This is a genomic window from Streptomyces sp. P9-2B-2 (assembly GCF_030406865.1).
GTDB classification, from domain to species: domain Bacteria; phylum Actinomycetota; class Actinomycetes; order Streptomycetales; family Streptomycetaceae; genus Streptomyces; species Streptomyces platensis.
Genome location: NZ_CP129126.1, coordinates 1,949,447 through 1,970,735, shown reverse-complemented (window position 1 = coordinate 1,970,735; position 21,289 = coordinate 1,949,447). Strand labels below are relative to the sequence as shown.

Genomic DNA, 21,289 nt, shown 5'->3' with positions numbered 1-21,289 from the left:
GGCAACCTCCGGAAGTATGCGGTTCGACAATGCTGAACGATATCGGCCCATGCCGACTCAAGTCAGCGATCTCGAGATACTTGATAGGCGCAACCGGAGTCTGCCAACGATCAAGGGTGGTGCAGGCAGCGGGGTGGAGTGGTGCTGTCCAGGGCGTGAAACGGGGAACACGTGTACCGGACCGGCAGCTACGCTGGCCGGGTGCGCCCTCTGAAGGAGGGTGCAAAGCCGACAGCCGTCGCAACCACGGGAGCATCTCCATGGCCTCGAACACGCCAACGTCCGTCAACACGCCCCGCGCCACAACACTGCGGGAGGCTCTGGCCTCGCGGGTGGTGGTCGCCGACGGCGCGATGGGCACCATGCTTCAGGCGCAGGACCCCTCCATGGAGGACTTCCAGCAGCTGGAGGGCTGCAACGAGATCCTCAATGTGACCCGTCCCGACATCGTGCGGTCCGTGCACGAGGAGTACTTCGCGGTCGGTGTCGACTGCGTGGAGACCAACACCTTCGGCGCGAACTTCGCCGCGCTTGCCGAGTACGACATCCCCGAGCGGGTCTTCGAGCTGTCGGAGTCCGGCACCCGCATCGCCCGCGAGGTCGCCGACGAGTTCACCGCCTCGACCGGGCAGCAGCGCTATGTGCTCGGCTCGATGGGCCCCGGCACCAAGCTCCCCACGCTGGGCCACGCCCCGTACGTCACCTTGCGTGACGCCTACCAGCAGAACGCCGAGGGCATGATCGCCGGTGGTGCGGACGCGCTGCTGGTGGAGACCACCCAGGACCTGCTGCAGACCAAGGCCGCCATCCTCGGCGCCCGCCGCGCCCTGAAGGCCACCGGCAGCGACCTCCCGGTGATCTGCTCGGTCACCGTCGAGACGACCGGCACCATGCTGCTGGGCTCCGAGATCGGCGCGGCGCTGACGGCGCTGGAGCCGCTGGGCATCGACATGATCGGCCTGAACTGCGCCACCGGCCCGGCCGAGATGAGCGAGCATCTGCGCTACCTGGCCCGGCACTCCCGGGTGCCGATCGCCTGTATGCCCAATGCGGGCCTGCCCGTCCTGGGCAAGGACGGCGCGCACTATCCACTGTCCGCGGCCGAGCTGGCCGACGCGCAGGAGACCTTCGTCAGCGAGTACGGCCTGTCGCTGGTCGGCGGCTGCTGCGGCACCACCCCCGAGCATCTGCGCCAGGTCGTCGAGCGGGTCCGCGGGATCGCCCCGCCGCCGCGTGAGCCGCGCCCCGAGCCGGGCGCCGCGTCGCTCTACCAGACCGTGCCCTTCCGCCAGGACACCTCCTACCTCGCGATCGGCGAGCGGACCAACGCCAACGGGTCGAAGAAGTTCCGCGAGGCGATGCTGGACGGGCGCTGGGACGACTGTGTGGAGATGGCCCGCGACCAGATCCGCGAGGGCGCCCACATGCTCGACCTGTGCGTCGACTACGTCGGCCGGGACGGCGTCGCGGACATGGAGGAGCTGGCCGGCCGTTTCGCCACCGCCTCCACCCTGCCCGTGGTGCTGGACTCCACGGAGCTGAACGTCATCCAGGCGGGCCTGGAGAAGCTCGGCGGCCGCGCGGTGATCAACTCCGTCAACTACGAGGACGGGGACGGGCCCGAGTCGCGGTTCGCGAAGGTCACGGAGCTGGCCGCGGAGCACGGTGCGGCGCTGATCGCGCTGACCATCGACGAGGAGGGCCAGGCCCGCACCGCCGAGCACAAGGTCGCCATCGCCGAGCGGCTGATCGACGATCTGACCGGCAACTGGGGCATTCATGAGTGCGACATCCTCATCGACTGTCTGACCTTCACCATCTGCACCGGCCAGGAGGAGTCCCGCAAGGACGGCATCGCCACCATCGAGGCGATCCAGGAGCTGAAGAAGCGTCACCCGGAGGTCCAGACGACGCTGGGCCTGTCGAACATCTCCTTCGGTCTGAACCCGGCCGCCCGGATCGTGCTGAACTCCGTGTTCCTCGACGAGTGCGTCAAGGCCGGTCTGGACTCGGCGATCGTGCACGCGAGCAAGATCCTGCCGATCGCGCGTCTGGAGGAGGAAGAGGTCAAGACCGCCCTCGACCTGATCTACGACCGGCGCAGCGAGGGCTATGACCCGCTCCAGAAGCTGATGGAGCTGTTCGAGGGCGCCACCGCCAAGTCCCTGAAGGCCGGCAAGGCCGAGGAGTTGCTGGCGCTGCCGCTGGACGAGCGCCTCCAGCGGCGCATCATCGACGGCGAGAAGAACGGCCTGGAGACGGACCTGGAAGAGGCGCTGGGGGAGCGGCCCGCGCTCGCCATCGTCAACGAGACCCTCCTGGCGGGCATGAAGGTCGTCGGTGAGCTGTTCGGGTCCGGTCAGATGCAGCTGCCGTTCGTGCTCCAGTCCGCCGAGGTCATGAAGACCGCGGTGGCCTACCTGGAGCCGCACATGGAGAAGTCCGACGACGAGGGCAAGGGCACCATCGTGCTGGCCACCGTCCGCGGCGACGTCCATGACATCGGCAAGAACCTCGTCGACATCATCCTGTCCAACAACGGCTACAACGTCGTCAACCTCGGCATCAAGCAGCCGGTTTCGGCGATCCTGGAAGCCGCCGAGGAGCACAAGGCCGATGTCATCGGGATGTCCGGGCTCCTGGTCAAGTCCACGGTGATCATGAAGGAGAACCTGGAGGAGCTCAACCAGCGCAAGATGGCGGCCGACTTCCCCGTCATCCTGGGCGGCGCCGCCCTCACCCGCGCCTACGTCGAGCAGGACCTGCACGAGATCTACGAGGGCGAGGTCCGCTACGCCCGGGACGCCTTCGAGGGCCTGCGCCTGATGGACGCCCTGATCGCGGTCAAGCGCGGGGTGCCCGGCGCCAGCCTCCCCGAGCTCAAGCAGCGCCGGGTGCCCAAGCGGGACACCGCCGCACTGGAGGTCGAGGAGCCCGAGGGCGCGGTGCGCTCCGACGTTGCCATCGACAACCCCGTGCCGGCCCCGCCGTTCTGGGGCACCCGCGTCGTCAAGGGCATCCAGCTGGCGGACTACGCGTCCTGGCTGGACGAGGGCGCGCTGTTCAAGGGCCAGTGGGGCCTCAAGCAGGCCCGCACCGGCGAGGGGCCGACGTACGAGGAGCTGGTGGAGACCGAGGGCCGCCCCCGGCTGCGCGGCTGGCTCGACAAGCTCCAGACCGAGAACCTGCTCGAAGCCGCCGTCGTGCACGGCTACTTCCCCTGTGTGTCCAAGGGCGAGGACCTGATCCTGCTGCACGAGGACGGCACCGAGCGCACCCGCTTCACCTTCCCCCGCCAGCGCCGCGGCCGGCGGCTGTGCCTGGCCGACTACTTCCGCCCGGAGGAGTCCGGCGAGACCGATGTCGTCGGCCTCCAGGTCGTCACCGTCGGCTCGCGGATCGGCGGCGCCACCGCCGAACTCTTCGAGGCCAACTCCTACCGCGACTACCTCGAACTGCACGGCCTGTCCGTCCAGTTGGCCGAGGCGCTGGCCGAGTACTGGCACGCCCGGGTCCGCGCCGAGCTGGGCTTCGCCGGCGAGGACCCCCAGGACGTCGAGGACATGTTCGCCCTCAAGTACCGGGGCGCGCGCTTCTCGCTCGGCTACGGTGCCTGCCCCGACCTGGAGGACCGCGCCAAGATCGCCGACCTGCTGGAGCCGGCGCGGATCGGGGTCGAGCTGTCCGAGGAGTTCCAGCTCCACCCGGAGCAGTCCACCGACGCCATCGTCATCCACCACCCGGAAGCCAAGTACTTCAACGCGCGGTAACGGGCGGACGCCCTGACCGGAGCCCCGGCACGGCTCCGGTCACGGCAGCACCATGCGGTAACTCTGCGTGAGCAGGTCAGGGTCGTCCCGGGATACTCCCCGGGACGACCCTGACCTGTATCACCACGCATTCCGGGGCGTACCGTCGTACACTTATCGGTCCGGTGGCGGCCGGTCGTATCCCCAGCCGGGGGTGACGACCGGCCCTTTCGTCCCTTGGGGGACGTCGCAGTTGGAGGTGGATGGATGACCAGCAGCATCCCCGCAGTCGGCACCCGCACGGCCGAAGCCGCGACCCTCCAGGCCGTATTCCTCGATCTGGACGGCACCCTCGTCGACACCGAGGGCTTCTGGTGGGAGGCGGAGGCGGAGGTCTTCGCCGAACTCGGGCACATCCTCGACGACGCGCACCGCGAGGTCGTGGTGGGCGGTCCGATGACCCGCAGTGCCGGCTATCTGATTCAGGCCACCGGCGTCGACATCAGCCTGACCGAGCTCAGCGTGCTGCTCAACGCCGCCTTCCTGGCGCGGATCAGGCGTGGTGTCCCGCTGATGCCGGGCGCCCGCAGGCTGCTGGCCGAGCTGGCCGCGCACGGGATCCCCGCCGCCCTGGTCTCCGCCTCGCACCGCGCCGTCGTCGACCAGATGCTGCACTCCCTCGGTCCGGAGAACTTCCGGCTGACCCTGGCCGGCGATGACCTGGAGCGCACCAAACCGCACCCCGACCCGTATCTGACGGCCGCCGCGCGGCTGGGGGCGGACCCGGCGTGCTGTGCGGTCATCGAGGACACCATGACCGGGGTGACGGCGGGGGAGGCGGCGGGCTGCCCGGTCGTCGCGGTGCCCTCGGTGACGCCGATCCCGCCGGCCCTGGGGCGTACGGTCGTCCGTTCGCTGGAAGAAGTTGATCTGCCATTTCTCCGGACGCTCATCACGGAAAGCCGTGGAACCGTGCACTGAGCGTGCTCCGGGAAAGGCGACGGGAACCGAGTGGAGCGGCCCGCTCATTTTCCGTGACGAATGCACTGACTGAATTGTTGCTTCGCCATGGATCCTTGAACGCGTGACGTTTCTCACGTGCCAGGCCGTCGACAGCGGGCCCCACAGGTGTTCCAGGGGGTCTCCGGGGTGCTTTGTCCGGGGGTAACTGTCCGGATTGGTGGGGCAACGTGTGAATCGTTCCGCCGTCCGGATATCGAGCAGGTTGCCATCGTTATCCAGGTGCCATATCGATACAACTCCATTGAGTCCCAGTGCGGCTGGCCGTTCCTACTAATGTCGACGCGAGCAACACCTCTGCGCTGATAAGGAACCTGCCGACGATGAATCGCAAGACCCTGGTGCTGCCGGCGCTGGCCGGTCTCCTCGCCCCTGTTCTTGCTGCCTGCGGCAGCTCGGACGGTGCCGGCGAGGGCGTCGATCCGATCGTCGTGGGTGTCGCCACCCACATCGAGGCGACGAAGGCGGCCCCCGCGCCGCTCGACCCGTCGCAGGCCTACGACGTCGACGCGTGGAACGTCATGCGCAGCACGCTCCAGACGCTGCTGCGGCTGCCCCGGTCCGGGACCGCCCCGGTGCCCGAGGCCGCCCGGTCCTGCGGGTTCCGTGACACCCAGAACGAGCAGTACCGCTGCACTCTGCGCGACGGCCTGAAGTTTTCGAACGGGCATGCCCTGACGGCGCAGGACGTCAAGTTCTCCATCGACCGCATGAAGACCATCAACAACACCAATGGTCCGGTGTCGTTGCTCGACGGCATCGACAAGGTCGAGACGCCCAGCGACTCCGAGGTGGTCTTCCACCTCAAGAAGCCGGACGCCACCTTCCCGCAGAAGCTCACCACGCCCGCCGCGGCCATCGTCGACCCCGAGGTGTACCCGAAGGGCCGCCTCTACAGCGGCTTCAACGTGGTCGGCTCCGGCCCGTACACCCTCAAGACCGAGCGCAGCGACAACCGCATCACCAAGGCCTTCTTCACCAAGAACCCCACCTACAAGGGCGGGGTGACGGCGAAGAACGAAAAGGTCGAGATGCGCTTCTTCGACGACTCGGTGTCCACGGAGAAGGCGCTGCGCAAGGGCAGCATCGACGTGATGAACCGCGGTCTGGCGCCCGACCAGGTCAAGGGCCTGGAGAAGGCCCGCGACAAGGGCATCAGGCTCCAGGAGATGCCCGGTCAGGAGATCCGCTACCTGGCCTTCAACACCAAGGACCCGGCCGTCTCCAACAAGGCCGTACGGCAGGCGATGGCGCAGCTCATCAACCGCTCGGACCTGGTGCGGAACGTCTACGGCTACACCGGCGACCCGCTGTTCTCGATGGTGCCCACCGGCCTCACCGGGCACATCAACTCGTTCTTCAACAAGTACGGGAACCCCGACGCCGGGGCCGCCCGCAAGACGCTGCGGGACGCGCACATCACCTCTCCGGTGAAGTTCACCCTCACGTACACCACGAACCACTACGGATCCAGCACCGTCAAGGAGGTCCGTGCGCTGCAGAGCCAGCTCAACCGCACCAAGCTCTTCGACATCAGCATCAAGGGCATCGACAGCTGGCAGCAGTTCCGCACCGACGCCCTCGACGGCAAGTACTCCGTCTACAACATGGGCTGGTTCCCGGACATCCCGGATGCCGACAACTACATCGCGCCCTTCATCGGCAAGCAGAACTTCCTCGGCTCCCCTTACCGCAACGGAAAGATCGAGTCGCAGCTGATCCCGTCCAGCCGCCAGCAGTCCGACCGCAACGCCGCGGGATCCGACTTCAAGCAGGCGCAGGACATCATCGCCGACGACGTACCGCTGCTCCCGCTCTGGCAGGGCAAGCAGTACGTCGCCGCCCGCGATGACATCACCGGCCTCGAGTGGGCCCTCAACTCCGCATCGGGGCTACAGATCTGGGAGCTCAGCCGCGGCGTCGCCGACTGAGCCGGCGGATCCCACCCATGCAGCACACCACCGCCGCGGCTTCCTGTCCGCGGCCCGACAGGCACGACCCAGAACGTGAGGACCGTTTAGTGAGGAAGCGCGACCAGTGGCTGGCCGCCCCGATCGGGGCGGGGCTGACCACAGCTCTGCTCGCGGTCGCCGGGTGCGGCACGGACGACTCGGGGGCGGCCGGCAACGGCGAGCCCGTGGTCATGGGAATGACGGACAAGGTCGTGTCCACCGACCCCGCCTCCGGCTACGACCCGGGCTCCTGGCTGTTGTTCAACAATGCCTTCCAGTCCCTGCTGAGCTTCCCCAAGGGAGGCACCACTCCCGAGCCGGAGGCCGCCGAGCGCTGCGGGTTCACCGACAGGGAGAGCAAGGTCTACCGCTGCACCCTGAAGGACGGACTCACCTTCAGTAACGGCCACCCGCTGACGTCCAAGGACGTCAAGTTCTCCTTCGACCGCATCAAGCGCATCAAGGACAAGGACGGCCCGGCCGTGATGTTCGCCGCGCTCGACAAGGTCGAGGCCCCGGACTCCAAGACCGTGGTCTTCCGGCTGAAGTCGCCCGACGCGACCTTCCCCATGAAGATAGCCTCCGGCGCCGGCTCCATCGTCGACCACGCGGAGTACCCCGCCGACCGGCTGCGCACCGACGGCAAGGCCGTCGGCTCCGGCGTCTACACCCTCAAGGACTACAGCTCCCAGAAGGCCGTCTTCGCCGTCAACGGCTCCTACAAGGGCCCGGCCAAGGTCAAGAACTCCGGCATGACCGTGAAGTTCTTCAACGCTCCCGGCGCGCTCAAGACGGCCGTCGAGAAGGGCGATGTCGATGTCGCCTACCGCGGTCTGGCCATGAAGGACATCGCCGCACTCGACAACGCCTCGCTGAAGCAGCAGCACGGCACCCAGGTCGTCGAGGGCGCCAGCGCCGAGGTCATGCACCTGGTCTTCAACCTCAAGGACCCGGTCGCCGGCAAGCTCGGCGTCCGTAAGGCGATCGCCTACCTCCTGGACCGCTCGACCCTGGTCCGGGACGTCTACCAGCGCACCGCGGTGCCGCTGTACTCGATCGTCCCGGCCGGCATCACGGGCCACAGCACCTCCTTCTTCAACACCTACGGCGACCGCCCGAAGCCCGACAAGGCGAAGGACGCGCTGCGCTCGGCCGGCTACAACGGCAAGGTGCCGCTCACGCTGTGGGCCACCCCCGAGCGCTACGGCCCCGGCACCGTCCCGGCCTTCGAGGAGATCGCCCAACAGCTCAACGCCAGCGGGCTGTTCAACGCCAAGGTGCGCACCCTGCCCACCAAGGAGTACGAGCAGGGCATGGCCGACGGCAAGTTCGGCGTCTACGTCAAGGGCTGGGTCCCCGACTATCCGGACCCCGACAACTTCACCGCGCCGTTCTTCGGCAAGGACAGTGTGGTGGCCAACCACTACAACTCGCCCTCCATCACCGGACGGCTGCTGCCCAAGACGGCCGACCAGCCGAACCGCGGCGCCACCAAGTCCGAGTTCCGGGAGCTCCAGGACATCGTCGCGCAGGACGTGCCGATGCTCCCGCTCTGGCAGGGCAAGCAGTACGCGGTGGCCCGGGAAGGGGTCTCCGGTCTGGAATGGACCCTGGACCCGTCGACCGTCTTCCGCTTCTGGGAGATCAGCAAGCCGGCCGAGGCCTGACCGGACGTCTGCACACCACGGCGGGGCCGGCCCGGGACATCTCCCCGGGCCGGCCCCGCCGTCGTCCGTCTGCCGGGCCGTCAGGCCCCGCCGCCCTACTGTGCGCCGGGGCGCACCAGACCGCTCTCGTAGGCGTACACCGCCGCCTGCACCCGGTCGCGCAGCCCCAGCTTCGTCAGCACATGCCCGACATGCGTCTTGACGGTGGTCTCGCTGACGAACAGGTCCGCGGCGATCTCCGCATTCGACAACCCGCGGGCCACCAGCTTCAGCACCTCCACCTCGCGCTCGGTGAGGGTGTGCAGGGTGTCCGGCACCGGCTCCTCGCCCGACGGCAGATGGCCGGCGTACTTGTCCAGCAGCCGGCGGGTGATGCTCGGCGCGAGCATCGCCTCGCCCCCCGCCACCACCCGGATCGCCTGCACCAGCTCATTGGCCGGCGCGTCCTTGAGCAGAAAGCCGCTGGCCCCCGCCCGCAGCGCCTCGACGACATACTCGTCCAGATCGAAGGTCGTCAGCACCAGCACCTTCGCCGGGCCGTCCTTCGCCGGGCCGGTGATCTGCCGGGTCGCCTCGACCCCGTCCATCCGGGGCATCCGGATGTCCATCAGCACCACATCGGGCTGAAGGGCCCGCACCTGCTCCAGCGCCTGGAGGCCGTCCCCGGCCTCCCCGACGACCGCCAGATCCTGCTCCGCCTCCAGAATCATCCGGAATCCCGTACGCAGCAGGGGCTGGTCGTCGACCAGCAGGACGCGGATGGCCACGAGCTCTCCTTCGTTAGATGTCCCCCATTCTGCCCTGCGGCGGCACACCGCCCTCCGCCGGGCGCACCTGGAGCGGATACACCGGGGGAGTGCCGCCGAATTCCGGACAGTGCGCCTGGTGGTCGCACCAGCCGCACAGCTTCGTCGGCCGCGGCCGCCAGTCGCCGCTCACCGTCGCCAGCTGGATCGCCTCCCACAGCGCCAGCAACTTCCGCTCCACGCCCCGCAGATCGGCCTCGACCGGGTCGTACGTCACCACATCGCCGCTGCCCAGATAGACCAGCTGAAGCCGCCGCGGCACCACACCGCGCAGCCGCCACACCACCAGCGCGTAGAACTTCATCTGGAACAGCGCGCCCTCGGCGAACTGCGGCCGCGGCGCCTTACCGGTCTTGTAGTCGACGATCCGCACCTCGCCGGTCGGCGCGACATCCACCCGGTCGATGAAGCCCCGCAGCTGAAGCCCCGACTCCAGCACCGTCTCCACATACAGCTCACGGTCCGCCGGCTCCAGACGCGTCGGATCCTCCAGCGAGAACCACCGCTCCACCAGCGCCTCGGCCTCCGCCAGCCACCCCGCCAGCCGCTCGCCCCCCGCGTCCTCCGCGAACAGCTCGGCCAGCTCCGGCCGCTTGGCGAGCAGCTTCTCCCACTCGCCCGGCACCAGCGCCCGCGCCCCGGCCGCCGTACGCTCCGCCGCCGGAGCGTCGAAGAGCCGCTCCAGCACCGCATGGACGACCGTGCCCCGGGTCGCCGCCGCGCTCGGCTTCTCCGGCAGCCGGTCGATCACCCGGAAGCGGTAAAGCAGCGGGCACTGCATGAAATCGCTCGCCCGCGACGGCGACAGCGCCACCGGCGGCCGCGCCCGCTCCCCGTCGCCGGGCCCCGCCCCGGCCGCCACCGCGCCCGGCTCACCGCCGCTCCGCCCGCTCCGCGTGTCCGCCCCGGCCTGCTCCGTGCTCCATCCCATGCCACAAAACCCTACGGCCCGCCACTGACAGGCGCGGACGGGTCACCGGCGCAAGGGCCCCGCGGCGGACCGGGCCGGGCCGCTCCGCATACCATCGACGGCGGACCCCTTCGCCCTGCATGATCGAGATATCAGGCCGAGCAGGGGCGAAAGCCGTAGTCAATGAGGGGACGCCGTGGACGAGAGCGGGAAGTCGCAGGACCCCGAGGAGTCCGTGCGGCCCCAGCCGCCCGAGCCGCCCGAGCGCAACAACGGACCGAAGGGACCCCCTCCGGGCAAAAGGAAGAGCGGCGGCGGCATTCTGATGGGCCGTCCCTTCGGCGTGCCCGTCTACGTGGCGCCCAGCTGGTTCCTCGTCGCCGCCCTGATCACCTGGGTCTTCGGCGGCCAGCTGGAGCGTGTGCTGCCCGAGCTCGGCGCCGCCCGCTATCTGGTCTCGCTCTTCTTCGCCGTCGCCTTCTACGCCTCGGTGCTCGTCCACGAGCTGGCCCACACCGTCGCCGCGCTCCGCTTCAAGCTCCCCGTACGCCGTATCCAGCTCCAGTTCTTCGGCGGCGTCTCGGAGATCGAGAAGGAGACCGAGACCCCCGGCAGGGAGTTCGTCCTCGCCTTCGTCGGCCCGCTGCTCTCCCTCGTCCTCGCCGGGGTCTTCTACGCGGGCATGCAGTTCGTCGAGCCCGGCACCGTCCCCGGAGTCCTGCTCGCGGGCCTGATGATCTCCAACCTCATCGTCGCGGTCTTCAACCTGCTGCCCGGCCTCCCGCTGGACGGCGGCCGGATGCTGCGCGCCCTGGTCTGGAAGATCACCGGCCGGCCCATGAGCGGCACCATCGCCGCCGCCTGGGTGGGCCGCGCGCTCGCCGTCACCGTCCTCATCGGACTGCCGCTGCTCACCCACACCGGCGCCCTCGGCACCGCCCGCCCCGAGATCGGCGGCGCCGACTCGCTCACCGACGCGCTGCTCGCCGCGATCCTCGCCGCCATCATCTGGACCGGCGCCGGCAACAGCCTGCGCATGGCCCGGCTGCGCGAACGCCTCCCCGACCTCACCGCCCGCACCCTGACCCGGCGCGCCGTGCCCGTCGAGACCGACACCCCGCTCTCCGAGGCGCTGCGCCGCGCCAACGACGCCGGCGCCCGCGCCCTGGTCGTCGTCGACCGCCAGGGCACCCCCACCGCCCTCGTCCGCGAGGCCGCCATTGTCGCTGTCCCCGACCACCGCCGCCCCTGGGTCCCCGTGGGCACCCTCTCCCAGGACCTCAAGGACGGCATGCGGGTCTCCGCCGAACTCGCCGGCGAGGACCTCCTGGAATACCTCCGGGCCACCCCCGCCACCGAATACCTCGTCGTCGAGGAGACCGGTGAGATCTACGGCGTGCTGTCCACCGGCGACGTCGAGCGCGCCTTCGTCTCGGCCATGGCCCGCAAGGTGGCCCCTTAGGGCTCGGCGGCCCACCGGCCCGCCTACCGCCCGCCCACTGGTCGGCGCGGCCCCGACGGGCCGGTAGGCTGGTCACATGTCCGAACCGACCGGTGCCGCCCGCCGTCGCGGGCCCTTCAAGGTCGGGGACCAGGTCCAGCTCACCGACCCCAAGGGACGCCACTACACCTTCACGCTCGAAGAGGGAAAAAGCTTCCACACCCACAAGGGAGCCTTCCCCCACGACGAGCTGATCGGTGCTCCCGAGGGCAGCGTTGTCCGTACCACAGGGAACGTCGCCTACCTCGCGCTGCGCCCGCTGCTCCCCGACTACGTCCTGTCCATGCCCCGCGGTGCCGCCGTGGTCTACCCCAAGGACGCGGGGCAGATCCTGGCGATGGCCGACATCTTCCCCGGCGCCCGCGTCGTCGAGGCAGGTGTGGGCTCCGGCTCGCTCAGCAGCTTCCTGCTGCGTGCCATCGGCGACGACGGCATGCTGCACTCCTACGAGCGCCGCGCCGACTTCGCCGAGATCGCCACGCAGAATGTGGAGCGCTACTTCGGCGGTCCGCACCCCGCATGGACGCTCACCGTCGGTGACCTCCAGGACAACCTCTCCGACACCGAGGTCGACCGCGTCATCCTCGACATGCTCGCCCCCTGGGAGTGCCTGGAGGCCGTCTCCAAGGCCCTGGTCCCCGGCGGCATCCTCTGCGCCTACGTCGCGACGACGACGCAGATGGCCCGCACCGTCGAGGCGATCCGTGAGCACGGCACCTTCAACGAGCCGTCGGCCTGGGAAACCATGGTCCGCACCTGGCACGTGGAGGGCCTCGCCGTCCGCCCGGACCACCGCATGATCGGCCACACCGGCTTCCTGCTGACCGCCCGCCGCCTCGCCGACGGCGTCGAGCCCCCGCTGCGCCGCCGCCGCCCCGCCAAGGGCGCGTACGGCGAGGACTACACGGGCCCCGGCAAGGACGCGGCGGCGGCATCCGGCGGCGGCTCCACCGACCGCGGCTGACCGTCCAGAACCGGCCACCGAACCACCAGGCGCCGCCGACGAGTTCCCGCACGGGAATCCGCCGGCGGCGCCGCTCCGTTTCCACCCCGGATGTACACGGAAAACTACGGCCCTGCTGGTTCCTTGCCGCCCCCTCCTGTGGAACGATCTGGGCACTCCCACCGCCACAGCACTTCACAGGAGTTAGCCCGCGTGCAGCCCATGGCAGGCCAGGACCTCTTGCACACCCAGCCGCGCCCCATGCACTGGCTCGCCACCGCCACCGCCATCTCGGCGGTCGTCGCGGCCGCGTCCTTCGTCCAGCCCCCCGACGCCACGGCAACGACCACCCCCGCCGCCACCGGCATGCACCCCGCCGCCGCCCCCGACCCGAGCCGGGTGACCTTTCCGGTCGACTGCGGCCCCAACCGCCTCGACGTGGTGAAAAAGGCCTCCGGAGACCTTGACGGCGACGGGACGACCGAGACCGTCGCGGTGGTCCGCTGCCACACCGGGGCGGGCTCCCCGCCCAGCGGCGTCTACGTCCTCGCGCAGCCGGCCGGGCGCCGGGCGGCCCCGCGGATCGTGGCGACCCTCCTCGCGCCCGCGCAGCAGCGCAGCGTCCAAACCCTCGCCGTCAAGGATGGCGCGATCTCTGCGGCGGTCCTGGGCTACTCCACGCGCGATGTCCCGCGCTGCTGCCCGGACGTGCGCAAGAGCGTCAAGTGGCAATGGAAGGGCGGGAAGTTCGTCCAGAGCGAACTCCCCGCCGCTGTGAGCACCCGGCGCGTCTGACCGGTCACACGGTGTTCCCGCCGGGAGCGTTCCGCTCCGGCGGGGCTACTCCGCGTCCGGGCCGTAGACCTCGACCAGGTCCGTGACGCGGCGGACGTGGATGCAGTCCCCGGGGCACTCCTTCGCCGAATCCCGGACGTCGTCCAGCATCTTCAGCGGGACGGGCGTTGTGGCCCCCTTGTCCTGGAGCAGCTCGTCATCGGTGCTCTTGACGTAGGCCAGACCATCGATGTCGAGCTCGAAGACCTCCGGCGCGTACTGCGCACAGATGCCGTCCCCGGTGCACAGATCCTGGTCGATCCATACTTCCAGCTCTGGGGCTTCGTCCTGCGCGGTCATCTCGCCTGCCGTTCCTGCGTACGTGAACCGTTTTTGTCTAAGTGGCGCCAGCCCTGACGGGTGTTGACCAAGTCGACGATACAACCGCTCGCTTTCCGATGTTGTTGGGTGGGTATTCCCTTGGCGTGAGGACGTGCGCAAGGGTGAAGATCGGACACGCCCCGACAGTCTTTTCGATCTAGGGGTTTCAACCTGCACCGGCCCAGGTAGGGTCAGGAAGCGTCCAGCTCCTTGGAGGAGGTGAGGACCGTGGCAGCCCACGACGACGACATCAACCGCGGCATCCGGCCGGGGCGAGGGTCTGAAGATCCCGCCGGCCAGGTTGCCTATCTTGAGCAGGAGATCGCCGTCCTGCGACGCAAGCTCGCCGACTCTCCGCGTCACACGAGGATTCTCGAAGAGCGGATCGTCGAGCTGCAGACCAACCTGGCCGGCGTCTCGGCGCAGAACGAGCGTCTCGCCAATACTCTCCGCGAGGCCCGCGACCAGATCGTGGCCCTGAAGGAGGAAGTCGACCGGCTCGCGCAGCCGCCGGCCGGCTTCGGGGTCTTCCTTCAGACGAACGATGACGGCACGGTCGACATTTTCACCGGCGGCAGAAAGCTCCGGGTGAATGTCAGCCCCAGTGTGGAGACCGAGGACCTCAGGCGCGGCCAAGAGGTCATGCTCAATGAAGCGCTCAACGTGGTCGAGGCCATGGAGTTCGAGAGCGCCGGCGACATCGTCACCCTCAAGGAGATCCTTGAGGACGGCGAGCGCGCCCTGGTGATCGGGCACACCGACGAGGAACGGGTGGTCAGGCTCGCCGAGCCGCTGCTGGACATCACCATCCGCCCCGGCGACGCCCTGCTCCTCGAGCCCCGCTCCGGCTACGTCTACGAGGTCATCCCGAAGAGCGAGGTCGAGGAACTCGTCCTCGAAGAGGTCCCGGACATCGACTACACCAAGATCGGCGGTCTGGGCGGCCAGATCGAACTGATCCGGGACGCGGTCGAGCTTCCGTACCTCTACCCCGACCTCTTCAAGGAGCACGAACTCCGCCCGCCCAAGGGTGTCTTGCTCTACGGCCCGCCCGGCTGCGGCAAGACGCTCATCGCCAAGGCGGTCGCCAACTCCCTTGCCAAGAAGGTCGCCGAGGTGACCGGGCAGCCCGCGGGGAAGAGCTTCTTCCTCAACATCAAGGGCCCCGAGCTGCTCAACAAGTACGTCGGCGAGACGGAACGGCACATCCGGCTGGTCTTCCAGCGCGCCAGGGAAAAGGCGAGCGAGGGCACCCCCGTCATCGTCTTCTTCGACGAGATGGACTCCCTCTTCCGCACCCGGGGCTCCGGCGTCAGCTCGGACGTGGAGAACACCATCGTCCCGCAGCTGCTCTCCGAGATCGACGGTGTCGAGGGCCTCGAGAACGTGATCGTGATCGGCGCCTCGAACCGCGAGGACATGATCGACCCGGCGATCCTGCGCCCCGGCCGTCTCGACGTGAAGATCAAGATCGAGCGTCCGGACGCGGAGGCCGCCAAGGACATCTTCTCGAAGTACCTCACGGAACGGCTGCCGCTGCACTCCGACGACCTCGCCGAACACGGCGACTCGCGGAAGGCCGCAGTGAGCGGAATGATCCAGTCGGTCGTCGAGCAGATGTATGCGGAATCCGAGGAAAATCGCTTCCTGGAGGTCACCTACGCCAATGGTGACAAGGAAGTCCTTTACTTCAAGGACTTCAACTCCGGTGCGATGATCGAAAACATCGTAGGACGTGCGAAGAAGATGGCCATCAAGGCCTTCCTCGAACACAATCAGAAGGGGCTTCGGGTTTCCCACCTCCTCCAGGCCTGCGTGGATGAGTTCAAGGAGAACGAGGACCTGCCCAACACCACCAATCCGGACGACTGGGCCCGGATCTCCGGAAAGAAGGGCGAGCGGATCGTATACATCCGTACGCTGGTCACCGGAAAGCAGGGCGCCGACACCGGTCGCTCCATCGATACGGTGGCGAATACCGGCCAATACCTGTAACACCGCTCTCCGGCTGCGGATGTCCTGCACGGGGCGTCCGCAGCCGGACGCTTTTCCGGGGGCGCCAGAACCGCTCCCCATAAGGGCGCGGTGAACCAGGGAAAACCGGACTGGAGCAATGACTGTAATGATCTCCCCAGCGCCGCTAAGGCGTTCTAGGCTCTTCGGTACCGCTGCGTCACGCTGTGCGGGCGTGGGGCACGCACACGGACCGGAAGCACAGCGGTACTTGAGCGCCGACCCCATCCGGGGGCGCCGCCGGGCTAGGAGGGCCGCATGACTGTACGGCGAGTAATGGGAATCGAGACGGAGTACGGGATCTCCGTCCCCGGCCACCCGAACGCCAATGCCATGCTCACCTCGTCCCAGGTCGTCAACGCCTACGCGGCCGCGATGCACCGGGCACGCCGTGCCCGCTGGGATTTCGAGGAGGAGAACCCGCTGCGGGACGCCCGCGGCTTCGACCTCTCACGGGACAACGCCGACGCCAGCCAGCTCACGGACGAGGACATCGGCCTGGCCAATGTGATCCTCACCAATGGCGCCCGGCTCTACGTCGACCATGCCCACCCCGAATACAGCGCCCCCGAGGTCACCAATCCGCGCGACGCCGTCCTCTGGGACAAGGCCGGCGAGCGGATCATGGCCGAGGCCGCCGAGCGGGCCGCCCAGGTCCCCGGCGCCCAGCCCATCCACCTCTACAAGAACAACACCGACAACAAGGGCGCCTCCTACGGCACGCACGAGAACTACCTGATGAAGCGGGAGACCCCGTTCTCGGACATCGTGCGGCACCTGACGCCGTTCTTCGTCTCCCGCCAGGTGGTCACCGGCGCCGGCCGGGTCGGTATCGGCCAGGACGGCCACGAGCACGGCTTCCAGCTCAGCCAGCGCGCCGACTACTTCGAGGTGGAGGTCGGCCTGGAGACGACGCTCAAGCGGCCGATCATCAACACCCGCGACGAACCGCACGCGGACGCGGAGAAGTACCGCCGGCTCCACGTGATCATCGGCGACGCCAACCTCTCCGAGATCTCGACCTATCTGAAGCTGGGCACCACCTCGCTGGTGCTCTCCATGATCGAGGACGGGTTCATCGCCGTCGACCTGGCCGTCGACCAGCCCGTCCGCACCCTCCACCAGGTCTCCCACGACCCCACCCTGCAACATCTGATCACGCTCCGCAGTGGCCGCACGCTCACCGCCGTCCAGCTCCAGATGGAGTACTTCGAGCTGGCCCGCAAATACGTCGAGGACCGTTACGGAGCGGATGCGGACGACCAGACCAAGGACGTCCTGACCAGGTGGGAGGACGTGCTCGGCCGGCTGGAGAACGATCCGATGAGCCTGTCCGGCGAGCTGGACTGGGTCGCCAAGCGTGAGCTCATGGAGGGCTACCGGCGCCGGGACGGCCTGGACTGGGACGCGGCGCGGCTGCATCTCATCGATCTTCAGTACGCCGACGTGCGCCCCGAGAAGGGCCTGTACAACCGTCTGGCGGCCCGGGGCAAGATGAAGCGGCTGCTGGACGAGCCGGACGTCACCCGGGCGGAGCAGAAGCCCCCAGAGGACACCAGGGCGTACTTCCGCGGTCGCTGCCTGGAGCAGTACGCGGACGATGTCGCGGCGGCCTCCTGGGATTCGGTCATTTTCGATCTGCCCGGTCGTGACTCCCTGCAACGGGTTCCCACACTGGAGCCGCTGCGGGGGACGCGTAAGCACGTCAAGGAGCTCCTTGACCGCTGCCGTACCGCAGAGGAGCTGGTCAGGACGCTCTCCGGTCGCTGAGCCGCGGCAGGTGCACGACAAATTTTGTGGCGATCCGCGGCCGATCCACGGCTGAAATCGTCGCGGGGCGGGAATCATCGAGGTGACTCCCGGGCGTTGCAGCAAGTGCAGGGCCGATGTTCGACCCTGCTTGTAGGGTCGGATCTTGAAGGTCACATCGAGCGGGGCGAACCGAGCGGGGTGAGGGACATGGCGACCAAGGACAGCGGCGGCGGACAGGCCAAGGCCACGCGTTCCACCGAAGAGGTCGAGGAGCAGACGCAGGACGCGGAGGCTTCGGAAGACCTCAAGGAACGCCAGGAAAAGTTGTCGGACGACGTGGACTCGGTGCTGGACGAGATCGACGATGTCCTCGAAGAGAACGCAGAGGATTTCGTTCGGAGCTTCGTGCAAAAGGGCGGGGAGTAGAGCGGACCGGACACGTTCGATGCAGGGGGGCCGGAGCGTTGCGCGCGGTGCAGGGAATGACCGTGCGCAGCCTTCGGGCGGCATCCGGGGAGAGGCGACGGCCGTCATGGCCGCGGCACCTCGTACGCCCGGAAGGGCACCACGGCACGCGCCCGGCGCAGCGCCGGGAATGCCGTACACCGAAAGCCGGTCCGCCGGCCCCGGTGGGTGCGGGCGCCGCCGGGCGGGCGCGATGATCAAGGAGCGGCCGGTCTCCGTCCGATCCGTCCAGAGCCGGGCCCCGGGCATGTGGATCACACCCCCGATACGGGTAAGGTCCGGGGCGTACGGTGCATCAACTGCAACTCGGCACTCGGCAAGTTGAGGGATGACCCCGTCGCCATGCGCAGGGCCATCGCATATCCGGAAGGAAACGTGTGGAAGCCAATACTCGAAGCACCGGGCGTCTACCAGCTGCCTTCCTGACGCCTGGATCCTCGTCGTTCATGGATTTCCTCGGCGCGCACTCGCCCGATCTGCTGCCGGGCAATCGCCCGTTGCCGCCGGTGCAGGGTGCCATCGAGGCGCCGCACGGCACGACGATCGTCGCCGCGGCGTTCCCCGGGGGCGTGGTGCTCGCCGGTGACCGCCGGGCGACCATGGGCAATGTCATCGCGCAGCGTGACATCGAGAAGGTTTTCCCGGCCGACGAGTATTCGGCGGTCGGCATCGCGGGCACGGCAGGCCTCGCGGTGGAAATGGTCAAGCTCTTCCAGCTGGAGCTGGAGCACTTCGAGAAGGTCGAGGGCGCCCAACTCTCCCTGGAGGGCAAGGCGAATCGTCTGTCGACGATGATTCGCAGCAATCTCGGGATGGCCATGCAGGGCCTGGCCGTGGTGCCGTTGTTCGCCGGCTATGACCTGGACCGCGAGAAGGGCCGTATCTTCTCGTACGACGTCACCGGCGGGCGCTCGGAAGAGCAGGGTTTCGCGGCGACGGGTTCCGGCTCGGTCTTCGCGCGCAGCGCCCTGAAGAAGCTCTTCCAGGAGGACTTCACGGAGAATCAGGCCGCCACGGCCGTCGTCCAGGCGCTCTATGACGCCGCGGACGACGATTCGGCGACCGGCGGACCGGACATGGCACGGCGGATCTACCCCATCGTCACCGTGATCACCGAGGACGGCTTCAGGAGGCTGGCCGAGTCCGAGGTCGCGGAGATCGCCCGTGCCATTTATGAGCGCCGCCTGGAGCAGCCCGACGGTCCGCGCGCCGCGCTGCTCTGACGGGACGGATGTTCCGCAATGCTCCCCCAGCTCCCGCTGGGTGTGCCCCCAGCCACTGAGAGAGCTCTTGACAGGAAGGGACGGATAGCCGGTGTCGACGCCGTTCTATGTCTCACCCCAGCAGGCCATGGCCGATCGCGCCGAATACGCCCGCAAGGGCATCGCGCGCGGCCGCAGTGTCGTGGTGCTGCAATACACCGACGGCGTGGTCTTCGTCGCCGAGAATCCCTCCCGCGCCCTGCACAAGGTCAGCGAGATCTATGACCGGATCGCCTTCGCGGCCGTCGGCAAATACAACGAGTTCGAGAATCTGCGGATCGGCGGTGTGCGCTATGCCGATCTGCGGGGTTACACCTACGACCGGGAGGACGTGACCGCGCGCGGCCTGGCGAATGTCTACGCCCAGACGCTCGGCACGATCTTCTCCAGCGCCGCCGAGAAGCCCTACGAGGTCGAGCTGATCGTGGCCGAGGTCGGCGCCGCGCCGGAGGACGACCAGATCTACCGGCTGCCGCACGACGGCTCGATCGTGGACGAGCACGGGTCGGTGGCCGTCGGTGGCAACGCCGACCAGATCAGCAGCTATCTCGACCAGCGGCACCGCGACGGCATGACGCTGGCCGAGGCGCTGAAGCTGGCGATGGAGTCCCTGTCGCGGGACACCAACGGCGGTGAGCGCACCCTGACCGCCGAACAGCTCGAGGTCGCCACTCTGGACCGCACGCGGCCGCAGCAGCGCAAGTTCAAGCGGATCCTGGGGCGGCAGCTGTCGCGGCTCCTGGACGAGCACGCCGCCGCGGGCGCCAAGGAGCCGGCGGCGGACGCGGATGCCGGTGCGGGCGAGGCCGGGGCGTCCGACGAAGGATCCGGCGCCAAGGGCGGCAAGGGCGCCAAGGACAAGGACGACTCCGACGGGGAGTCCGGCCCGCTGCTCTGACGAGGTACCGCTTTCGGGCCCGAGGCCCGGTTCACGCGCCCCGGTGGGTCACTGCCCGCCGGGGCGCGTGGCATGTCCGGGGGTGTCCTGGGGCGGGGCGGTGGAGCCGCGGGTGACCAGTTCCACGGGCAGGGTGGGGGCGTCCGCCGGGTGTCCGTCGAGCACCGTCATCAGGGCCCGCATCCCGGCCTCGCCGAACTCCTCGGCGGGCAGCCGTACGGTCGTCAGCTCCGGTTCGACGGCGACGGCCAGGGCCAGGTCGTCGAAGCCGGTGACGGAGACGTCTTCGGGGACGCGCAGGCCCAGGCGGCGGACGGCCTTGCAGGCGCCCGCGGCGATGATGTCGTCGTCGCAGAGCAGCGCCGTGGGGCGGGGGCCGGGCCCGGTGAGGGCGGCGTGCGCGGCGTGCAGCCCGGCGTCCACCCGGAGGGCGGCCGGCTGACGGCGCAGCAGCGCGCCGGGGACGCCCCGGAGGCTGTCGGCGACGGCGCGGGCGCGCACCTCGAAGGTCCAGGACCGGACATCGGCCGCGAGGTGGGTGATGCGGCGGTGGCCGAGGGCGGTCAGATGGCCGGTCAACTGCCGTACGCCGTCGGCGATATCGAGGTTGACAGTGGCGCCGGCCCGGTCGTCGTCGGGGTCGCTGTCGAGCATGACCAGCGGCAGATCCGCGTCCCGGAGTGCGGCGAGCGCCTCGGCGGCCATGGACGAGGCGATCACTCCGTCCAGGGTGGCCGCGGCGGAGTCGAACGGGTCGCGGGCGGGGCCGATCCCCTCGGGGGAGGGGTAGAGGACCACGCCGAAGCCGTGGTCGGCGGCGACCCGGGCCGCGCCGGTGTAGACGCGGGCGAAGAACTCGCTGGTCAGGGCGGGAACGACCAGCAGCACCGTACGGGTGCGGCCCATCCGCAGGCTGCGGGCGGCGAGATTGGGCCGGTAGCCCAGCTCGCGGGCGGCGGCGCGGACGGCTTCCGCCTTGCCGGGGGAGACCCGGCCGCGCCATTTGCCGCCCAGGACGAGTGAGACGGCGGCCTGGGAGACTCCGGCGGCGCGGGCCACGTCCCGGCTGGTGACGCGGGCGGGGGCCGGGCCGCCGGGGCGCGCGGCGCCGGCCGCTCCGGTGGAGGGTGCGGCCTCGTTGCTGCTCACCGGGTGTCTCGCTCCTCACGTTCGGCCATCGCGGGTGGACCGCGGGT

At 69.0% G+C, this 21,289-nt stretch carries 17 protein-coding genes; 13 read left to right on the top strand and 4 right to left on the bottom strand.

Features of this window, described 5'->3' with window-relative positions; all coding sequences use genetic code 11:
- The first annotated feature begins 260 nt into the window (after positions 1-260).
- The 4 genes from metH (at position 261) to QT196_RS08490 (ending at position 8,388) form a co-directional block, all read left to right on the top strand.
- Positions 261-3,770 carry a methionine synthase gene (metH, locus tag QT196_RS08505; protein WP_168478338.1) on the top strand — a complete coding sequence of 1,170 codons (3,510 nt, stop codon included), beginning with the start codon at positions 261-263 and terminating at the stop codon, positions 3,768-3,770.
- Positions 3,771-4,016: 246 nt separating this feature from the next.
- Complete coding sequence (locus QT196_RS08500; RefSeq protein WP_266735960.1) at positions 4,017-4,730, top strand: HAD family phosphatase; 714 nt, start codon at positions 4,017-4,019, stop codon at positions 4,728-4,730.
- 362 nt (positions 4,731-5,092) lie between these two features.
- Positions 5,093-6,700, top strand: coding sequence for an ABC transporter substrate-binding protein (locus QT196_RS08495; RefSeq protein WP_168478336.1), 1,608 nt, complete (start codon positions 5,093-5,095; stop codon positions 6,698-6,700).
- A gap of 89 nt (positions 6,701-6,789) precedes the next feature.
- Positions 6,790-8,388, top strand: coding sequence for an ABC transporter substrate-binding protein (locus tag QT196_RS08490; RefSeq protein WP_168478335.1), 1,599 nt, complete (start codon positions 6,790-6,792; stop codon positions 8,386-8,388).
- 95 nt (positions 8,389-8,483) lie between these two features.
- On the opposite strand, the gene QT196_RS08485 is transcribed toward QT196_RS08490, so the two are convergent.
- Both QT196_RS08485 and QT196_RS08480 read right to left on the bottom strand, forming a co-directional pair.
- Positions 8,484-9,155, bottom strand: coding sequence for a response regulator transcription factor (locus tag QT196_RS08485; RefSeq protein ID WP_020929992.1), 672 nt, complete (start codon positions 9,153-9,155; stop codon positions 8,484-8,486).
- Positions 9,156-9,168: 13 nt separating this feature from the next.
- A complete protein-coding gene (locus QT196_RS08480) occupies positions 9,169-10,125 on the bottom strand; it encodes a RecB family exonuclease (RefSeq protein ID WP_290354677.1) in 957 nt (318 codons plus the stop codon).
- A 175-nt stretch (positions 10,126-10,300) separates the two neighbouring features.
- Between QT196_RS08480 and QT196_RS08475 the strand changes: the two genes are divergently transcribed.
- The 3 genes from QT196_RS08475 (at position 10,301) to QT196_RS08465 (ending at position 13,343) form a co-directional block, all read left to right on the top strand.
- Positions 10,301-11,566, top strand: coding sequence for a site-2 protease family protein (locus QT196_RS08475; RefSeq protein ID WP_266735971.1), 1,266 nt, complete (start codon positions 10,301-10,303; stop codon positions 11,564-11,566).
- Between the two features lie 76 nt (positions 11,567-11,642).
- Complete coding sequence (locus tag QT196_RS08470) at positions 11,643-12,569, top strand: tRNA (adenine-N1)-methyltransferase (RefSeq protein ID WP_085927759.1); 927 nt, start codon at positions 11,643-11,645, stop codon at positions 12,567-12,569.
- 201 nt (positions 12,570-12,770) lie between these two features.
- Positions 12,771-13,343, top strand: coding sequence for a hypothetical protein (locus QT196_RS08465; RefSeq protein ID WP_168483633.1), 573 nt, complete (start codon positions 12,771-12,773; stop codon positions 13,341-13,343).
- A 45-nt stretch (positions 13,344-13,388) separates the two neighbouring features.
- Here QT196_RS08465 and QT196_RS08460 read toward each other — a convergent pair whose 3' ends face one another.
- Positions 13,389-13,682 (bottom strand): ferredoxin, encoded by a 294-nt coding sequence (locus tag QT196_RS08460; RefSeq protein WP_168478332.1) that lies wholly within the window; start codon positions 13,680-13,682, stop codon positions 13,389-13,391.
- Between the two features lie 249 nt (positions 13,683-13,931).
- Here QT196_RS08460 and arc point away from each other — a divergent pair, with 249 nt between their 5' ends.
- From arc to prcA, 6 genes are all read left to right on the top strand, one after another.
- The gene (gene arc / locus QT196_RS08455) at positions 13,932-15,698 is read left to right on the top strand and encodes a proteasome ATPase (protein WP_042157154.1); all 1,767 of its coding nucleotides are present in this window, start codon (positions 13,932-13,934) and stop codon (positions 15,696-15,698) included.
- A gap of 276 nt (positions 15,699-15,974) precedes the next feature.
- A complete protein-coding gene (dop, locus tag QT196_RS08450) occupies positions 15,975-17,486 on the top strand; it encodes a depupylase/deamidase Dop (protein ID WP_168478331.1) in 1,512 nt (503 codons plus the stop codon).
- 189 nt (positions 17,487-17,675) lie between these two features.
- The gene (locus tag QT196_RS08445) at positions 17,676-17,894 is read left to right on the top strand and encodes a ubiquitin-like protein Pup (protein ID WP_042157149.1); all 219 of its coding nucleotides are present in this window, start codon (positions 17,676-17,678) and stop codon (positions 17,892-17,894) included.
- Between the two features lie 207 nt (positions 17,895-18,101).
- Positions 18,102-18,359: an endonuclease domain-containing protein gene (locus tag QT196_RS08440; RefSeq protein ID WP_328546396.1), complete on the top strand. Its 258-nt coding sequence runs from the start codon at positions 18,102-18,104 to the stop codon at positions 18,357-18,359.
- On the top strand, positions 18,311-19,156 hold the full coding sequence (prcB, locus tag QT196_RS08435; RefSeq protein WP_168478330.1) for a proteasome subunit beta: 846 nt from the start codon (positions 18,311-18,313) through the stop codon (positions 19,154-19,156). Before QT196_RS08440 ends, prcB begins: the two co-directional genes overlap by 49 nt.
- Positions 19,157-19,247: 91 nt before the next feature.
- Complete coding sequence (gene prcA, locus QT196_RS08430; protein WP_168478329.1) at positions 19,248-20,093, top strand: proteasome subunit alpha; 846 nt, start codon at positions 19,248-19,250, stop codon at positions 20,091-20,093.
- 48 nt (positions 20,094-20,141) lie between these two features.
- Here the strand turns inward: prcA and QT196_RS08425 are convergent, their stop codons facing one another.
- Positions 20,142-21,242, bottom strand: coding sequence for a LacI family DNA-binding transcriptional regulator (locus QT196_RS08425; RefSeq protein WP_168478328.1), 1,101 nt, complete (start codon positions 21,240-21,242; stop codon positions 20,142-20,144).
- Positions 21,243-21,289: the final 47 nt, after the last annotated feature.